Raw genomic sequence first — 16,472 nt, forward strand, 5'->3', positions numbered from 1 at the left:
AGGATGTACAGCATTGCTTTTTCAGGAAACTGCCTGCTGCATCAAAAAACAGCCGCTCAATAGCTTCGGCTGCTCTTTTATAAAAAGTCAGTTTTTTTTATTTCTACAAAACGGATGTGATGATCTTCAGCATCGAGGATTTTAAATTCACAGCCCTCCGCGTGTATCACATCTCCTGCTTTCAGCTCCATTTTTTGTGTCAGAAGCCAGCCCGCGATCGTATCAATTTCTTCATTTTCAATGGCAGTGTCGAGCAGATCGTTCACTTCATCTATTAGCGCTTTTCCATCCATCACATAATGGTGCTCGCCTTTTCTCAAAATGTGCGGTGTTTCATCCTGGTCATATTCATCGCGGATGTCCCCGACAATTTCCTCAATAATATCTTCGACAGTGACAAGCCCCGCCGTTCCACCATATTCATCTACGAGAATGGCCATGTGAATCCGCTCCTTCTGCATGCGGATCAAAAGCTGCTGAACAGGGATGCTTTCAATGACCCTGATGACGGGCCTCATGATCTGTTTTAACTTTATCGGCTGGCCGAGAAAATAAGCTTTAAACATGTCTTTGCTGTTGATGATCCCTAAAATATGATCCTTGTCTTCTTTGATGACAGGGTAGCGTGTATACCGTTCATTAATAATGTGATGAATCGCTTCTTCAAGCGACTGCTCCAACGAGATGACCGCAATTTCTGTCCGCGGGATCATGATCTCTCTCGCTACCCGGTTGTCGAATTCAAAAATCTTATTCACATAGCGGAATTCAGAATGATTGATTTCTCCTTTTTCATAGCTTTCTGAAAGGATCAGCCTCAGTTCCTCCTCGCTGACGACAACCTCATGCTCCTTCACAGAATGAAAGCCAAATAATTTCACAAAAAAACTTGCGGAGCCGTTCAATGCTTTAATAAACGGAAACATGATTTTATAAAACCAAATCAAAGGCTTTGCAACCCATAAGCTGACAGCCTCAGCCTTTTGAATGGAAACCGTTTTCGGGGCAAGCTCCCCCAGCACCACATGCAAAAAAGTGACGATGATAAATGCAATGATAAATGTGACAATGTGGTTCATCGGTTCCGGGATGCCTGTCATCTCAAACAAAGGATGAAGAATGCGTTCAAATGTCGGTTCACCAAGCCATCCAAGGCCGAGAGCTGTAATGGTAATCCCGAGCTGGCAGGCTGATAAATACTCGTCCAGATTGGAGATGATTTTGTGTGCGGCAAGCGCCCGGCTATCACCGCTTTCGATCAACTGATTGATTTTTGACCCTCTGATTTTGACGATTGCAAATTCTGCTGCGACGAAAAAAGCCGTAATGCCAACCAATACAAAAATGGCGACCAATTGTAAAATAAGCAAAAAAAGCCCTTACCATAAATGGTAAGGGGCCACCTCCTTAACGTTAATTCTCATTACGACCGTTTAAGAAGATCATCACAAAGCGAAGAAGCTCAAACAGGGAAACCAGGGCGGCGGCCACATATGTTAAGGCGGCGGCGCTCAGCACTTTATTTACCCCATTCTCTTCAGTGTTTCGGATGAATCCTTCTGACACAATAATTTGCTTCGCGCGTGAACTTGCATTAAATTCGACAGGCAGTGTAATCAGCTGGAAAAAGACAGCGGCTGAAAACAGAATGATGCCAAGCCCGATCAGATTCAGGCTGCCGAGAAGCATGCCTCCTAAGAAAAGAAAAGGAGCTACACCGGATGCAAAATTCACGACTGGGAAGATTTTATGTCTCAGCACAAGCGCACCATATGCTTCCTGATGCTGCAAGGCGTGTCCGACTTCATGGGAAGCTACGGAGATGGCGGAAATTGAGCGGCCATAATAGACCGGCTCAGATAACCGCACCACCCGTCTTGTCGGGTCGTAATGGTCTGTTAAAGTGCCTCTTACCGGTTCGACCGGCACGTCGTAAAGACCGTTTATATCTAAAATCCGTCTTGCCGTTTCTGCCCCTGTACGTCCGCTTGAGGCTTCCACTTTTGAATATTTTTCAAAATTGCTCTTCACTTTAAATTGTGCCCAAAACGATAATCCCAATGCGGCTATTGTCAAAAATATAAACAGCATTTTTCATCATCCTTTATCTGTGATCAAATCTTTCTTTATTACGATTATTTTAATGAGTTTTCTTTCTCGTGTACAGAAATGCGCTTCTTCTTCCGGCTCGGAGCACACATTCCGATCAGCAGAAAGAACAGTCCTCCTAAAAATAAATAAAAGGCAAAGCCGCCGACATTCTTTTTCAGAAAGTGAAGCCAGGAGAAGCCGCCGGAAAAGTGATTATATGAATTCAACTCAAAAATAAACAAAATCACCGCGGATGCCGCCAGCTGGGTTCCGATCAAAACCACGATCGTTCTTTGAATGATCGTCATCTTTTTCATCCTTTTTGCTTTAGTTTATGGAGTAATCCGTTTTTATATGTTTTGTTCATTTTTTGAAAAACATCACCGGAAGTGGGACATACTGTTAGAAAAAAGCGCGGGTGTGATGGAAGCCATGAAAGTGACGAGTGAGGAAAAGGAACAGCTGAGCACAGCAATCGACCGAATGAATGAAGGGCTGGACGCATTTATCCAGCTTTATAATGACTCGGAAATCGATGAGCCGCTTATTCAGCTTGAAGATGATACAGCCGATTTAATGAAGCAGGCCCGAGATATGTACGGCCAAGAGAAGCTAAACGAGAAATTAAATACGATTATTAAACAGATTTTATCCATCTCATTATCTGAAGAAGGAGAAACAGAATGAAATCAAATCGGATATTTATTTCTTGGCTGAGGTGGCCGTTATTTATCCGAATCGCGGTCATTATTTTATTTCTGATTCTTTTGTTCGGCCAAATCATTTATATACTTGAGCCGAAACAATTCACATCGGTATTTGAAGGGATCTGGTGGGCGGTTGTTACCGTTTCGACAGTCGGTTATGGAGACTATGTGCCCCACACGCCGATGGGACAGGCAGCCGGAATACTGCTGATTTTGACCGGAGCAAGCTTTGTCACCGCCTATTTCGCCACATTATCAGCGGCCGCATTCAGCAGGCAGCACCGCTACATTGAAGGGAAAGTTGCTTACAAAGGGCGGGGCCATATTATTTTGATTGGGTGGAATGAAAAAACAAACCGGCTGCTGAAGCAGCTTCAGCTTGCGGCCCCATCCAAGACGGTTGTGCTGATCGATGAGACTTTGAATGAAGGCCCGCTTATCGAAAACGTTCATTTTATACGAGGCCACGCTGCCGATGATGAAACACTGAAACGTGCCAATATTACGGAAGCGGAATCAGTGATGGTGACAGCCGATCAGTATAAAAGTGAAACTGAAGCAGATATGCTGTCAGTGTTGATTCTTTTATCTGTTAAAGGGCTTAACCCTCTTGCTTACTGTATCGTCGAGATTTTGACTGACCGTTTTGTCACAAATGCGGAGCGGGCTGGCGCTAATCAAATCATCGGTACTTCAAAATTCATCAGCCAAGCGATGCTGCAGCATTACCAAGCCAATTTACAGCCGTCTAAGAGCGGCATCAATCTGAAATTTGATCAGCAAGTGAAGCTTCTGCCTGTTCCTGATGATTTAAAGGGAGCCGCTTACAAAACGTGTGTCCACTATTTCCTTGATCACAACACGACAATTATCGGTGTGCAAAAAGAGGAGGGGCCGGTGATCTCCCCTCCTCTTACGTATAAGATGCTTGAGACAGACAAATTTCTGGCGATCTAATGCAGCAAAACATCCTCTAATTCTTTCACTAGGGAGGCGCCAATGTCCAAATACGCAGGATCAATTTCCGCGTCTCGCCTCTCCGGCTCGGAAAATTGATTAAACAGTGATTGGAACGGGCCTCCCTCAGCATAGTCGTCAAGATCCGCCTGAAACACCTGCCTCAGCATAAATGGCGTTCCGATCCGGACGGTCGCTCCTCGTTGATCGAGACTGCCTCGCACTGCGTGGACAGGAATCCTTAAAAACAAATAGCCGTCTTGATCGTCAATTTTATAATCAAAATAGCCGTGGTCGTATTCCCAGCCGCCGTTTATCACATAACCAAGCGGCTTCATGACTTGTTCCAGTTCTTGAAGCAGAAAAGACTGCCCATCTATCACGGAAGGTATTGTAATCATCGAAATGCCCCTTTTTTTACTTATCCTGTCCTGCCGAACAAGACCTCATTCAGAGGCTTACTACATGGAAATCGTTGTTTCTTTCGTGCGGCCAACAGAAAAGAAAGCGCATTCAATTAAAAGGTAAACAGCCATTGCCGTTGCAAGCCCTGCAGCTGATTCCCATGAAAGATAAACAACTGCAGCATAGAGCCCTAATTTAGTGAAAAGAGTATGGGATCGCTTTAAATGCAGCAGCCGGTGAACCGCATCGGTAAAAAGAGCAAGCGGTAAACCAATAAGAAGAAAGGCATGGATGAAAAAGTGGAATAACGTACCGCCATAACTTGAAGAAAACACAGTATTCACCGTATTGAAAGAGATAAGGATACTTAGAACAGCTGCAGAACAACCGGCAATAATGAGATGTTTAACCATTTGTTTCATGAACATCAGCCCCTTTCTGATTTCATAAAAAGCCGACCGGCAAATGCCAGTCAGCTTTCTCACATTAATCTTCCAGACGTTTTTCTAGCTCTGCTTTTTTCTCTTCAAAGCCAGGTTTGCCCAGCAAAGCAAACATATTGACTTTATACGCTTCTACTCCAGGCTGGTCAAATGGATTGACGCCGAGGAGATATCCGCTCATGGCGCAGGCTTTTTCGAAGAAATATACAAGGTATCCAAAAGTATATGCGTTCAGCTCAGGAATGTTCACGATTAAGTTCGGCACATTTCCGTCTGTATGGGCAAGCATTGTGCCCTGGAACGCTTTCTTGTTAACGAAATCGATCGTTTTTCCAGCTAAATAGTTTAAGCCGTCAAGATCGTTATCCGCTTCTTCGATTGTCAGCTCATGTTTCGGTTTCTCTACATTCAGCACCGTTTCGAATAAATCTCTGCGGCCTTCCTGCACATACTGGCCTAATGAATGAAGGTCTGTTGAATAGTTAGCTGAAGAAGGATAAATGCCCTTCTCATCTTTCCCTTCACTTTCTCCGAACAGCTGCTTCCACCATTCCGCAAAATACTGGAGCGCCGGTTCGTAGTTGATGAGCATTTCGATTGTTTTGCCTTTATTATAAAGCACATTGCGAACAACCGCATATTGGTATGCAGGGTTTTCTTCTAGTTCAGATGTTGCAAAATCTTTGCTCGCATCCAGTGCGCCTTTCATCATGTCGTCAATGTTGACACCGCTGACAGCAATCGGCAAAAGGCCAACAGCTGTTAATACAGAATAACGGCCGCCGACATCATCAGGAATGACAAACGACTCGAAGCCTTCTTCGTTAGAAAGCGTTTTTAATGCACCGCGTTCTTTATCAGTTGTCGCGTAAATCCGCGCTTTCGCTTCTTCTTTGCCATATTTCTCTTCAAGAAGCTTGCGGAAAATACGGAAAGCGATTGCAGGTTCAGTTGTCGTACCTGATTTAGAAATCACATTAATAGAGAAATCCGCATCTTCAAGAAGATCCATGACATCTCTCATATAGGAAGAACTGATGTTGTTTCCGATGAAAATAACTTGCGGATTGCCGCGCTTTGCTTTTGGCAATGTATTATAAAACGCGTGATTAAGCGCTTCAATCGCTGCCCGCGCGCCTAGGTAAGAACCGCCGATGCCGACAACAAGCAATACATCAGAGTCAGATTTGATTTTTTCCGCGCTTTTTTTGATGCGCGCAAATTCTTCTTTATCATAATGCTCAGGGAGGTCCACCCAGCCTAGAAAATCACTGCCAGCGCCTGTTTTTTCATGAATATTATGGTGTGCTGTTTTTACAAAGTCCCGCAGATATGTAAGTTCATGTTCGTTGAAGAAAGTCAACGCTTTTGAGTAGTCAAAGCGTACATGCGTCATTGCTTGTCCCTCCATAACGGTATAATGTTTTCATCTTTCACTTTATATGAACTCATCTGTGAAATCAAGTCAAGAAGAAAGGGCGGAATGACTGGATTCCGCCCTCTGGGTTTATAGAGACGCGCGAAGGATGGCGAGCACGTCATCTTTGTTCAGTTTTTGGAAGTTGCCGAAGCCGCCGTGTTCCATTTCTTTGGCTGCGATATCAGCAATCAGCTCAAGCTTTTCTTCTCCGATATTGTAATCGGCAAGTCGGGAAGGCGCACCGAGGCTTCTCCAGAATGCAGACAGCTTGTCGATGCCTTCAAGCGCAATTTCTTTATCTGTTTTGCCTTCAGCATCGATGTCAAACATGTTGAGCATGAGGTTTTTAAAACGGCCGACATTTGTATCAAGCGTGTATCTCATCCAGTTTGGGAACAGAATCGCAAGTCCGCCCGCATGCGGAATATCATACACAGCTGAAACAGCGTGTTCCATTGTATGAGAAGCCCAGTCGCCGAAGTAGCCCATTTGAAGCGTGCCGTTTAGAGCGATTGTGCCTGCATACAAAATCGTTTCGCGAAGCTCATAGTTTTCCAGATCTTCTAGAAGCTTAGGGGCTGTTTCGATGACTGTCTGCAGAACCGCAAAACACATTCTGTCTTGAAGCGGTGTGTTTTCGACATTATGAAAGTATTGCTCAAATACGTGGCTCATCATATCAACCATACCGTACACAGTTTGATTTTCCGGGACAGTGAATGTATTTTCCGGATCTAAAATAGAGAAACGCGGATGAGTCACATTGCTGCCCCATACATATTTCTCGTTTGTTTCCCAGTTTGTAATCACGGAATCCGGGTTCATTTCAGAGCCTGTCGCAGCAAGAGTTAAAACAGTGCCGAACGGCAGCGCATCCTTTGCTGTGACCTTTTTGCTGAAAATATCCCAGGCGTCGCCGTCATATTTGACACCTGCAGCAATCGCTTTTGTGCAGTCGATAACGCTTCCTCCGCCGACAGCGAGCAGAAAATCAATGTCATGTTCTCTGCATAGAGCAATGCCTTTTTCCACAGTCGCAAGACGCGGGTTCGGCTCTACACCTGACAGCTCATGAACAACAGCACATTCTTCTTTTAGAATACCTGCGACTTGATCGTACAGGCCGTTGCGTTTAATGCTTCCGCCTCCATAGACAAGCAGCACATTCTTGCCGTATTGTTTTAATTCTTTTTTTAATTGTTCAATCTGACCTTTACCGAAGATCAGTTTTGTCGGATTGTAATAAGTGAAATTTTCCATGGTAAAACCTCCAAAAGACGCTGATTAAAAAAACAGATTTTCCATTGTAGCATAAATTTACATAAAGAAAAAGAGAAGCAGCCAAACAGCTGCTTCCCCCCTTGTTTTATAGAGATGCCTTTAAAATGGCCAGAACATCTTCTTTGTTGAGTGATTTAAACTGGCCGAAAGTTCCGTTAGCCATCGCCTTATCAGCAATTGTGTCAATCTGCTCATCATTGATATCATAATCAGCAAGACGGTTTGGAGCGCCTAGGCTAGTCCAGAACACAGACAGCTTATCGATACCTTCAAGCGCGATTTCCTCATCTGATTTACCAGCTTCTTCAACACCAAACACGCGCACTGCAAGCTGTTTCATGCGGGCAGGGTTTTCTGACAATGTATGTCTCATCCAGTTCGGGAACAGAATCGCAAGTCCACCGGCATGCGGAATATCATAAACGGCTGAAACTGCATGTTCAATATTATGAGTTGCCCAATCGCCTCGTGCCCCCATAGAAAGCATGCCGTTTAATGCAATTGTCCCTGTGTACAGAATCGTCTCACGCAATTCGTAATTTTCGAGATCGTTGATCAGTTTAGGCGCTGTTTCAATGACGGTGCGCAGAAGCGATTCACACATACGATCCTGATACGGCGTGTTTGATACATGATGGAAATATTGTTCGAATACGTGGCTCATCATGTCAACCATACCGTAGATCGTGTGATCTTTAGGAACGGTGAACGTATTCACCGGATCGAGAATCGAGAATTTAGGGAATACGAGCGGGCTGCCCCAGCCGTATTTTTCTTTTGTTTCCCAGTTTGTAATAACCGAGCCTGAGTTCATTTCAGAACCAGTCGCTGCGAGAGTCAATACGGTTCCGAATGGCAAAGCATCCTTTGGCTGATGTTTTTTCGTGACGATATCCCACGCATCACCATCATACTTCGCTCCTGCGGCAATCGCTTTTGTACAGTCGATGACACTTCCTCCGCCGACAGCCAGCAAGAAATCGATGTTGTGTTCTTTACAGAGGTCAACACCCTTATTAACAGTCGACACACGCGGATTCGGTTCTACACCTGCTAATTCATGCACGGTCACTCCGGCTTTATTCAGCTGTTCCATCACTTGATCATACAGGCCGCTGCGTTTGATGCTTCCGCCTCCGTAAACCAGCAATACGTTTTTCCCGTAAGGTTTGAGTTCCTCCGGAAGTTTTTCCACTTCCCCGCGCCCGAAAATTAATTTGGTCGGATTCCAGTATGTAAAGTTTTGCATGACATCTCCTCCTTAGATTTTTATTATGCAGAATGTCCTCATGACCTGTAAAGCAATCAGCTCTCACCGGGCGGCATATCGTATGGTTTGGTATGGCAAGACGCTGGGAAAGAAACTGATATAGGCGAGGGCAGAACAGTTTCCCTCAATATGGAGAATGCATGTATAGATTCTCCAATATGTCACAATCTATAACTGTTTTAATAATTCATGGAGGAGGTTGCAAAACATGAGTACGATCCAGAGAATTTGTCTAGTTTTAACTATCATTGGCGCCATTAACTGGGGACTGATCGGATTTTTCCAATTTGACTTAGTAGCGGCCATCTTCGGCGGCCAAGGGTCGGCCCTTTCTCGTATCATTTACGGACTTGTCGGAATCGCCGGCTTAATCAACCTAGGTCTGCTGTTTAAGCCAAACGAGCAAACATCTCGTGAAGAGGCAGCAAATCCTGAGATGCGATAAATAAAAAAGCACCGGGCCTTTCTGTCCGGCGCTTCAGCGGGGTGACAAACCCTCGCTTTTGCTGTCAGATCTGCGTATCTGCACTTACAAAAGACAAAATCCCCAAACAAAGTGTTTTGGGATTTTGCATGACATGAAAAGCACCGGACATTCCCGTCCGGTGCCTTTTTTTCATGCTTATTTTTTGATAAGGTCTTTGCGGTTGGACATTTCGATCCATTCTTCAAGCTTATCTTTTAATGTGTTGAAACCTTGTGGTGTAGAAGCTTCTTCGCTTACTTGCGCAGCTTTAGGTTTTCTTGGTTTGCTCTCTTTTTTCTCAGGCGCAGCTTGTGTCGCACGAATTGAAAGGCTGATTTTTCCTTTTTCTTCGTCAACAGCAAGTACTTTTACTTGTACTTCGTCGCCAACTGAAAGGTGCTCGTTGATATCTTTTACGAAACCGTGAGTCACTTCAGAAATGTGTACTAAACCTTGAGTTTCTTCATCTAATGCAACAAACGCACCATACGCTTGTAATCCTGTAACTTTACCAGTGTAAACACTGCCCACTTCAAATTTTGCTGCCATTCATAACAACTCCTAAGTTAAATTAAATATCTGTTTATACGCAATTTAAAATTATATCACAGATGTTTTATTTCCGCAAAGAAAACTTTTTTTATAAAAATCAGGTTTAAGCATAGCGAAAAGGGGTAAACTGAAAATACCAAAGGCTTTCTAGTATTCCCCCCTTTTATTGGATGCGAACAAAAGGTTCGTATCTTTTTTTATGTCGTTTTGTTCAGGAAGCGTTTCATTCTGACTAATGCTTCTTGTAGCTGCTCGATCGAGGTTGCGTATGAACAGCGGATATAGCCTTCACCGCTCGGGCCAAACACACTTCCCGGGACAACAGCCACTTTTTCCTGTGTCAGAAGCTCTTCTGCAAACTGCTCTGAGCTCATTCCCGTGCTTTTGATGGATGGAAAAGCATAGAAAGCGCCGCCCGGATGATGACAGTTGAGGCCGATTTCATTGAGCGTTTCCACAAATAAATTCCGTCTTCTCCGATAGCTTTTTTTCATTTTTTCTACATCTTCCATTCCGTTCTTCAAGCCCTCCAAGGCGGCAAACTGTGCCATGGCCGGCGCGCACATCATGGCATACTGGTGAATTTTCAGCATTGCATCCCGGAGCACAGGCGGCGCTGCGGCAAAACCGAGTCTCCAGCCCGTCATCGCAAACGCTTTTGAAAAGCCCGAGATGACAACCGTCCGTTCCTTCATTTCCGGCAATGCCGCTATGCTTGTAAATTCCTCATCATATGTCAGCTCTGCGTAGATCTCATCTGCTAAAACAATGATGTCGTGTTTTTTGGCAAACTCCGCAATTTCATTCAGCTCTTCCTTCGAATAAACCGAACCTGTCGGATTCGATGGCGAGCAGATGAGAATCGCTTTTGTTTTTTCAGTGACAGCCGCTTCAAAATCGGCAGCCGTCGCTTTAAACCCTTTGTCTGCCGTTGTATGGACATGAACCGGAATGCCGCCTGCCAAAGAAACGAGCGCATCGTACGCCACAAAACACGGTTCAGGAATGATGACTTCCTCACCTGGATTCACAATAGCGCGGATCGCAATATCCAAGGCCTGACTCGCCCCTACGGTCACAATCAGCTCATTGTCTGGCGAATAGCGAAGGCCAAACCTGCTGCTCAAGTAACGGCTGATTTCCTCACGCAATGAGTATAAACCGGCATTTGCAGTGTATGATGTATATCCTTGTTCAAGGGAGAGAATGCTTGCTTCGCGTACATTCCATGCAGTAACAAAATCAGGTTCGCCGACGCCTAAAGAAATCACGCCTTCCATCGTTGCCGCCAAATCAAAGAATTTGCGGATGCCGGACGGTTTTATTTGTTGTACATAGTCAGATAAATACGAAGTCATTTACGGTGACACCACGATTCTTTTGTCGTCGTCTCCTGTTTCAAACACTTTGCCGTCATGCTTGTATTTTTTCAGGATGAAATGGGTCGTCGTCGATACAACTGAATCAAGGGTGGACAGTTTATCTGAAACAAAACGCGCTATGTCAGACATTGAATTGCCGCGAATCACGACCGACAAATCGTACACGCCTGACATCAAGTAAACTGATTCAACCTCTTGGAATCGATAAATGCGTTCCGCCACTTCATCAAAACCGACTCCCCGCTTCGGCGTTACTTTGACGTCAATCATGGCTGTGACCCCTTCGTGTCCGTCGACTTTTCGCCAGTCAATCATAGCGGAATAATCGATGATAACCTTTTCTTTTTCCAGTTTGTCTATAATTGCTTTTACTTCATTTACAGGAATGCCCGCCATCTTCGCGATTGTTTCTAAATCGGCGCGGCTGTTTTCGTCTAAAATTTCTAATATTTCTGTTTCTTTTTCTGTCAATTTCATTCAATTCACACCTTTGCAATGTCAAGAAATCTTCATGACATTATATCACGTTTTTTGACGAATGCTAAGAAAAAAACAAAGAGAAACTTCCGCTAGAATTGACATTTTCTGGACACAATACAGACATCACATGAAAGGGAGTGACACAAAATGGAGGCGGTTTCACCAATAAGGCGGCTTACAGTAGATGGGGTAAATGTGTATTATGAACATTATCAAAATCCAGGCAGGCACACTCTTGTCTGCGTGCACGGTTTTTTATCGTCTGCTTTTAGCTTCCGAAAAGTCATTCCTCTTCTTCGGGACAAGTACGACATCATCGCACTTGATTTGCCTCCTTTCGGCCAATCTGAAAAATCAAGAACATTTGTCTATACGTATCACAACCTTGCTAAGCTTGTCATTGGGATTTTGGAACACTTGCAAGTGAAAGAGGCCGCGCTTGTCGGACATTCTATGGGCGGGCAAATATCGCTGGCTGCTGCACTGCAAAAGCCTGAGCTTTTTTCGAAGATTGTGCTGCTTTGCAGTTCAGGGTATTTGAAACGTTCACACCCGACGATCATTTTTGGGACCCACCTTCCGTATTTTCATCTTTATATTAAGCGCTGGCTTTCGAAAGAAGGCGTGGTGAAAAATTTATTGAATGTTGTGCATGACAAGTCGCTGATTGATGAGGAGATGATTGACGGCTATGGCAAGCCGTTTCAAGATGAGGAGATTTTCAGGGCCATGACAAAGTTTATCCGCCATAGAGAAGGCGATTTAGAACCCGAGCAATTAAAGAAAATGAACAAGCCCGCTCTATTGATTTGGGGCGAGGAAGACCGGATTGTCCCTGTGGAGATCGGTAAACGGCTGCACCGGGATTTGCCTGATTCCGTCCTATACTCACTTGGCCAGACCGGACATCTGGTGCCAGAGGAACGGCCAGAATTCGTTTCCGAGCACATCGCAAAATTTATCACATAACAAAAAAACCGGACGATACCGGTTTTTTAAGGCGTGCAAGAGCTGCTGTCTTTTATGTATAAAAGCTGGCCAGCCACTTCCCGGCAGCTGTCGATCGGCAGCTTTTGTTCAAAAGAAGCTTCAAATATATCCTGAATGCTTTTCGCCAGAACGTCGGGATCGTCTTCATCATAGACCGCCTGCACGACATCAACAGCCTCTGTTTCGTAAAATTCTTCTCCATATTGAAACGGGTCCCATTTGGCAATGATCTTGATCATTTCCCTGACCGCTTGACTTTCTTCCATATTGATCACCGCTTATCATAAAATTTGCACTATTATTTTATCATAGTTACGCTAAGAAGAATAAACATTCCTAAGGGGGTAACAGAATGAACTTTGATATACGAGAAGAACGCCTTGGCACCCAATCGGTCAAATGGGACAAAGCAGGCGAATTATTCGGCGTGGAAGACGCACTGCCGATGTGGGTGGCGGATATGGATTTCCGCGCGCCGGAAGCGATAGCTGAAGCATTAAAAGAGCGACTCAGCCATGGGATTTTCGGTTATACGGCGCCAGACCAAAAAACGAAGGATGCTGTGTGCGGATGGATGCGCAAAAGGCACGGCTGGAAGGTGAACCCGGAAAGCATCACATTCAGCCCGGGGGTTGTCACCGCTTTGAGCATGGCGGTACAAGCTTTCACGGAACCTGAAGATCAAGTGGTTGTCCAGCCTCCTGTTTATACGCCCTTTTACCATATGATTGAGAAAAACGGCCGGCATATTTTACATAATCCGCTGCTGGAAAAAGACGGCGTTTATGAAGTGGATTTTGAAGATTTGGAGACGAAGCTCAGTAATCCAAGCGTCAAATTGTTTATTTTATGCAACCCTCATAACCCTTCAGGACGTTCATGGGGACGGGAAGATTTACAGAAGCTCGGAGAATTGTGTTTAGAACATGGCGTCACAATTGTATCAGATGAAATCCATTCCGATTTAATGCTGTACGGACACAAACACACGCCGTTCGCTTCTCTCTCTGACGATTTCGCTGAGATTTCCGTGACATGTGCTGCGCCAAGCAAAACATTTAATATCGCCGGATTGCAGGCATCGGCCATCATTATTCCGGATCGGCTGAAGCGCGCCAAGTTTTCCGCAAGCCTCCAGCGCAACGGTTTAGGCGGGCTTAACGCGTTTGCCGTCACTGCGATCGAAGCCGCTTATTCAAAAGGCGGGCCATGGCTCGATGAATTGATCTCATACCTTGAGCAAAACATGCGCGAAGCTGAAGCCTTTTTCAGCACCGAGCTCCCAAAAGTAAAAATGATGAGGCCGGACGCATCTTACCTGATATGGCTCGATTTCAAAGCTTACGGCTTATCCGACGCGGAGCTTCAGCAAAGGATGCTGAAAAAGGGGAAAATCATTTTGGAGCCAGGGACGAAATACGGGCCTGGCGGAGAAGGATTTATGCGTCTGAACGCGGGATGCACTCTCGCAACCTTGCAGGACGGCCTGGGCCGCATCAAAGCCGCATTAGCGTAAATATAACTGTTAAACGCCTTTACGTCTTCATTTGTAAAGGCGTTCTTAATAAAGGAATTTTATATTTCCCTTCTAATGTTTAGTGTTATAATAGATTCATATTTTATATGAAAGGATTTCACACGAATGGAAGTTCTAAAAGACTATCTCCTGCATATCTGTTTTATTTTGTTTCCTATTCTTCTTTACCAATTGTTTTGGCTCGGAAAGCCGGCGATCCTCGTTCCCAAAATAAACAGTTTATTGGTCACATTATTCGCCTGCGGCGCCTCTGTTTTATGCATTCTCTTTCCTATTCATGAAATGGACTACATACAATACGGCCTTCAGATGATTCCCGTTATCATTTGTTTATTTTACATTAGTACTGCTTCAGGGCTTACAGTCGCCGCATCTGTCTTATGTTTTGAACTGCTGTTTTACGAACCTTCCGCAATGTTTGTTTTCACTTTGCAGCCTTTTCTCATTATCATTCCAATTTTATTTCAAAAAAAATGGCCATTCATGTCCAAAAGAAGAAAACTGTTGCTGACTTTATTGATCGGCGGCTTGGAGATCTTCTTGTTTTTCGCCTCCAGCTTGGTTTTTTCTGCCTTTAATATTTTAAATTTTCAAAATTCAGTAATTTTTCTTTATGAAGCGGCTGTTTCAGGGCTGTTCCGTTCCATTGTTCTTCTTTTAAGCATCTATATTATCGAAAGCATCGCCGAGAATATCGCCCTGCGTTCACAGCTGATCCATTCAGAAAAAATGACGATTGTGAGTGAACTGGCAGCGAGCGTCGCTCATGAAGTCAGAAATCCGCTGACAGTTGTCCGCGGTTTTGTCCAGCTGCTTTTTAATGACGAAACCCTTCAGAACAAATCAAGTGCCGATTACAAAAAGCTTGTACTGTCAGAGCTTGACCGGGCGCAAGGCATTATAACAAACTATCTCGATATGGCCAAACAGCAATTATATGAAAAAGAGATTTTTGATTTATCTGCTCTTATCAAAGAAACTAGCTCCCTTATGGTATCGTATGCCAATTTCAAGTCTGTAACTGTCGAGGCTGAAGCAGAGCCGGGCCTTTTTATATATGGAGACACAACGAAGCTGAAGCAGGCAGTCATCAACCTGATGAAAAACAGTATTGAAGCGGTTCACCATGGGGAGGGGATGATCCGCATATCAGCCAAAAGAAGCGGCCATACGATTATGGTCAACATATCGGATAACGGGATCGGCATGACAGACCATCAAATGCAAAAGCTCGGCGAACCTTATTATTCATTAAAATCAAACGGAACGGGACTCGGGCTCTCCGTCACCTTTTCAATTATTGAACATCATCACGGGACCATTTCGTTTAACAGCAGTTTCCAAAGGGGCACCACCGTTACAATTACACTGCCCGCCGACCTTCCCCACTAGCAAATTGAGTGGAACTTTAATAGAATAAATGCGAGGTGATGACAAATGAGCACGTTTGAGACAGGCTCTATCGTTAAAGGATTTTACAAAACAGGTGTATACATAGGAGAAATCACCGCTTGCAGGCCGCAGCATTACTTAGTAAAAATCAAAGCGGTTCTCACCCATCCCGCTCAAGGAGACCTTCATCATCCAAAACAGGCGGATGTGCCGTTCTTTCATGAGAGAAAAGCGCTCGCATATGGTGAACAGACCAACATCCCCCATCACATGGTGAAGCCTTATGACGGTGAAGTGCCGGAATATGCCGAGTCTCTGCGAGAGGCGGCAGCACAGCTGAGAGCCAAATTAAATGAGGATGGTTCGGAGTGGGCAAAGCGCTCCTTGAATAATCTGGACATTTTGGAAAAAGAATATTTCAACCGCCCTTAACCCAGTCTGACAAAAGATTGGGTTTTTTACGTTGCGCGCTTGAACAGTTCGGATAAATCGATTCTTTCGCCGATTGTCGGCGGTTTTGGCTTCTCTAGATACTGTTTATCCTGCTCAACAAGCTTAAAAAGCTTATGTGCTGTGAGAGCGTCATCAAGCGCTTTATGATGGGTTCCCGTTCCGGCATCTCCATATTCCTCGGCAGCTTTCCACAAACCCGTCAGTGTCCGGTCTCCAAAAAAGTTTTTGTATTCAAGCGATAAATCTCTCATTTCCCCCTTAAAAGGGAATGGAATATGGTTAAACATACAGTTTTGCTTTAGCACCTTCATATCCATGTTTCCCCACGTAACAATCGTGCTGTTTTTCTCAGGGTCCAGCTCGTTTAGTTTACGGATGAAATCCTCGAACCGCATCCCCTCGTCTACCTGCTTTTGCGTGATCTTTAAAAATGATTTGCAGCGTTTCGTCAGTTTAGGAAATTTTTTCGGCCTGACATAGCTAGAAAACGTCTCAACTACTTCATCATCAACCGACTTTACAATTCCCGCTTCAATGATTTCCGGGAAGAAGTTTTGCGGGCTGTACTTTCCTTCGGGCATCGTAAATTCGAAATCAATAATGAGTAAGCTGTTTGTCGCCACCTTTTTTACACCTGCCTTTCCTC

20 protein-coding genes are annotated in these 16,472 nt (G+C 44.5%); 7 read left to right on the top strand and 13 right to left on the bottom strand.

All coding sequences use genetic code 11. From position 1 onward, the window contains the following. Positions 1 to 77: 77 nt before the first annotated feature. From M1D98_RS14930 to M1D98_RS14940, 3 genes are read right to left on the bottom strand one after another with little or no spacing between them, the layout of a single operon-like run. Entirely contained in the window at positions 78 to 1,370 is a 1,293-nt protein-coding gene (locus tag M1D98_RS14930; protein WP_268558969.1) for a hemolysin family protein, read from the bottom strand. 43 nt (positions 1,371 to 1,413) lie between these two features. Continuing rightward, positions 1,414 to 2,091, bottom strand: a complete 678-nt coding sequence (locus tag M1D98_RS14935) for a zinc metallopeptidase (protein WP_010329872.1) — start codon at positions 2,089 to 2,091, stop codon at positions 1,414 to 1,416. 44 nt (positions 2,092 to 2,135) lie between these two features. Then, entirely contained in the window at positions 2,136 to 2,399 is a 264-nt protein-coding gene (locus M1D98_RS14940; RefSeq protein WP_010329873.1) for a hypothetical protein, read from the bottom strand. Between the two features lie 46 nt (positions 2,400 to 2,445). On the opposite strand from M1D98_RS14940, the gene M1D98_RS14945 reads away from it, so the two are divergent. Both M1D98_RS14945 and M1D98_RS14950 read left to right on the top strand, forming a co-directional pair. Further along, complete coding sequence (locus M1D98_RS14945; RefSeq protein WP_010329874.1) at positions 2,446 to 2,778, top strand: protein mistic; 333 nt, start codon at positions 2,446 to 2,448, stop codon at positions 2,776 to 2,778. Beyond that, positions 2,775 to 3,755 carry a potassium channel family protein gene (locus M1D98_RS14950; RefSeq protein ID WP_268558966.1) on the top strand — a complete coding sequence of 327 codons (981 nt, stop codon included), beginning with the start codon at positions 2,775 to 2,777 and terminating at the stop codon, positions 3,753 to 3,755. Before M1D98_RS14945 ends, M1D98_RS14950 begins: the two co-directional genes overlap by 4 nt. Here M1D98_RS14950 and M1D98_RS14955 read toward each other — a convergent pair. The 5 genes from M1D98_RS14955 to M1D98_RS14975 all read right to left on the bottom strand — a co-directional run bounded on the left by M1D98_RS14955 (position 3,752) and on the right by M1D98_RS14975 (position 8,553). Beyond that, complete coding sequence (locus M1D98_RS14955; protein WP_121643174.1) at positions 3,752 to 4,156, bottom strand: YugN-like family protein; 405 nt, start codon at positions 4,154 to 4,156, stop codon at positions 3,752 to 3,754. The genes M1D98_RS14950 and M1D98_RS14955 overlap by 4 nt on opposite strands. Positions 4,157 to 4,216: 60 nt before the next feature. Continuing rightward, complete coding sequence (locus M1D98_RS14960; RefSeq protein ID WP_121643767.1) at positions 4,217 to 4,588, bottom strand: hypothetical protein; 372 nt, start codon at positions 4,586 to 4,588, stop codon at positions 4,217 to 4,219. 58 nt (positions 4,589 to 4,646) lie between these two features. After that, positions 4,647 to 5,999, bottom strand: a complete 1,353-nt coding sequence (locus tag M1D98_RS14965; protein WP_268535902.1) for a glucose-6-phosphate isomerase — start codon at positions 5,997 to 5,999, stop codon at positions 4,647 to 4,649. 111 nt (positions 6,000 to 6,110) lie between these two features. Then, on the bottom strand, positions 6,111 to 7,283 hold the full coding sequence (locus M1D98_RS14970; RefSeq protein WP_010329879.1) for an iron-containing alcohol dehydrogenase: 1,173 nt from the start codon (positions 7,281 to 7,283) through the stop codon (positions 6,111 to 6,113). Positions 7,284 to 7,389: 106 nt separating this feature from the next. Further along, on the bottom strand, positions 7,390 to 8,553 hold the full coding sequence (locus M1D98_RS14975) for an iron-containing alcohol dehydrogenase (RefSeq protein WP_268559543.1): 1,164 nt from the start codon (positions 8,551 to 8,553) through the stop codon (positions 7,390 to 7,392). 229 nt (positions 8,554 to 8,782) lie between these two features. Between M1D98_RS14975 and M1D98_RS14980 the strand changes: the two genes are divergently transcribed. Continuing rightward, on the top strand, positions 8,783 to 9,019 hold the full coding sequence (locus M1D98_RS14980) for a DUF378 domain-containing protein (protein ID WP_010329881.1): 237 nt from the start codon (positions 8,783 to 8,785) through the stop codon (positions 9,017 to 9,019). 177 nt (positions 9,020 to 9,196) lie between these two features. On the opposite strand, the gene yugI is transcribed toward M1D98_RS14980, so the two are convergent. The 3 genes from yugI to M1D98_RS14995 all read right to left on the bottom strand — a co-directional run bounded on the left by yugI (position 9,197) and on the right by M1D98_RS14995 (position 11,451). Continuing rightward, positions 9,197 to 9,589, bottom strand: a complete 393-nt coding sequence (gene yugI / locus M1D98_RS14985) for a S1 domain-containing post-transcriptional regulator GSP13 (protein ID WP_003228864.1) — start codon at positions 9,587 to 9,589, stop codon at positions 9,197 to 9,199. 200 nt (positions 9,590 to 9,789) lie between these two features. Beyond that, positions 9,790 to 10,950, bottom strand: coding sequence for an aminotransferase (locus tag M1D98_RS14990; RefSeq protein ID WP_010329882.1), 1,161 nt, complete (start codon positions 10,948 to 10,950; stop codon positions 9,790 to 9,792). Further along, complete coding sequence (locus M1D98_RS14995; protein WP_039075650.1) at positions 10,951 to 11,451, bottom strand: Lrp/AsnC family transcriptional regulator; 501 nt, start codon at positions 11,449 to 11,451, stop codon at positions 10,951 to 10,953. A 150-nt stretch (positions 11,452 to 11,601) separates the two neighbouring features. Here M1D98_RS14995 and M1D98_RS15000 point away from each other — a divergent pair, with 150 nt between their 5' ends. Continuing rightward, the gene (locus M1D98_RS15000; RefSeq protein ID WP_121643175.1) at positions 11,602 to 12,423 is read left to right on the top strand and encodes an alpha/beta fold hydrolase; all 822 of its coding nucleotides are present in this window, start codon (positions 11,602 to 11,604) and stop codon (positions 12,421 to 12,423) included. A 26-nt stretch (positions 12,424 to 12,449) separates the two neighbouring features. Here M1D98_RS15000 and M1D98_RS15005 read toward each other — a convergent pair whose 3' ends face one another. Next, positions 12,450 to 12,710 (bottom strand): DUF1871 family protein, encoded by a 261-nt coding sequence (locus M1D98_RS15005; RefSeq protein ID WP_010329885.1) that lies wholly within the window; start codon positions 12,708 to 12,710, stop codon positions 12,450 to 12,452. 86 nt (positions 12,711 to 12,796) lie between these two features. On the opposite strand from M1D98_RS15005, the gene M1D98_RS15010 reads away from it, so the two are divergent. The 3 genes from M1D98_RS15010 to kapB all read left to right on the top strand — a co-directional run bounded on the left by M1D98_RS15010 (position 12,797) and on the right by kapB (position 15,805). Next, positions 12,797 to 13,960, top strand: a complete 1,164-nt coding sequence (locus M1D98_RS15010; protein ID WP_121643176.1) for a MalY/PatB family protein — start codon at positions 12,797 to 12,799, stop codon at positions 13,958 to 13,960. Between the two features lie 126 nt (positions 13,961 to 14,086). After that, positions 14,087 to 15,373, top strand: a complete 1,287-nt coding sequence (locus M1D98_RS15015) for a sensor histidine kinase (RefSeq protein WP_121643177.1) — start codon at positions 14,087 to 14,089, stop codon at positions 15,371 to 15,373. 45 nt (positions 15,374 to 15,418) lie between these two features. Then, positions 15,419 to 15,805 carry a kinase-associated lipoprotein KapB gene (gene kapB / locus M1D98_RS15020; protein WP_010329888.1) on the top strand — a complete coding sequence of 129 codons (387 nt, stop codon included), beginning with the start codon at positions 15,419 to 15,421 and terminating at the stop codon, positions 15,803 to 15,805. Positions 15,806 to 15,831: 26 nt separating this feature from the next. Here the strand turns inward: kapB and kapD are convergent, their stop codons facing one another. After that, positions 15,832 to 16,449, bottom strand: coding sequence for a 3'-5' exonuclease KapD (gene kapD, locus M1D98_RS15025; RefSeq protein WP_010329889.1), 618 nt, complete (start codon positions 16,447 to 16,449; stop codon positions 15,832 to 15,834). Between the last annotated feature and the right edge of the window lie 23 nt (positions 16,450 to 16,472).

It is taken from the genome of Bacillus sp. K7 (genome assembly GCF_053903245.1).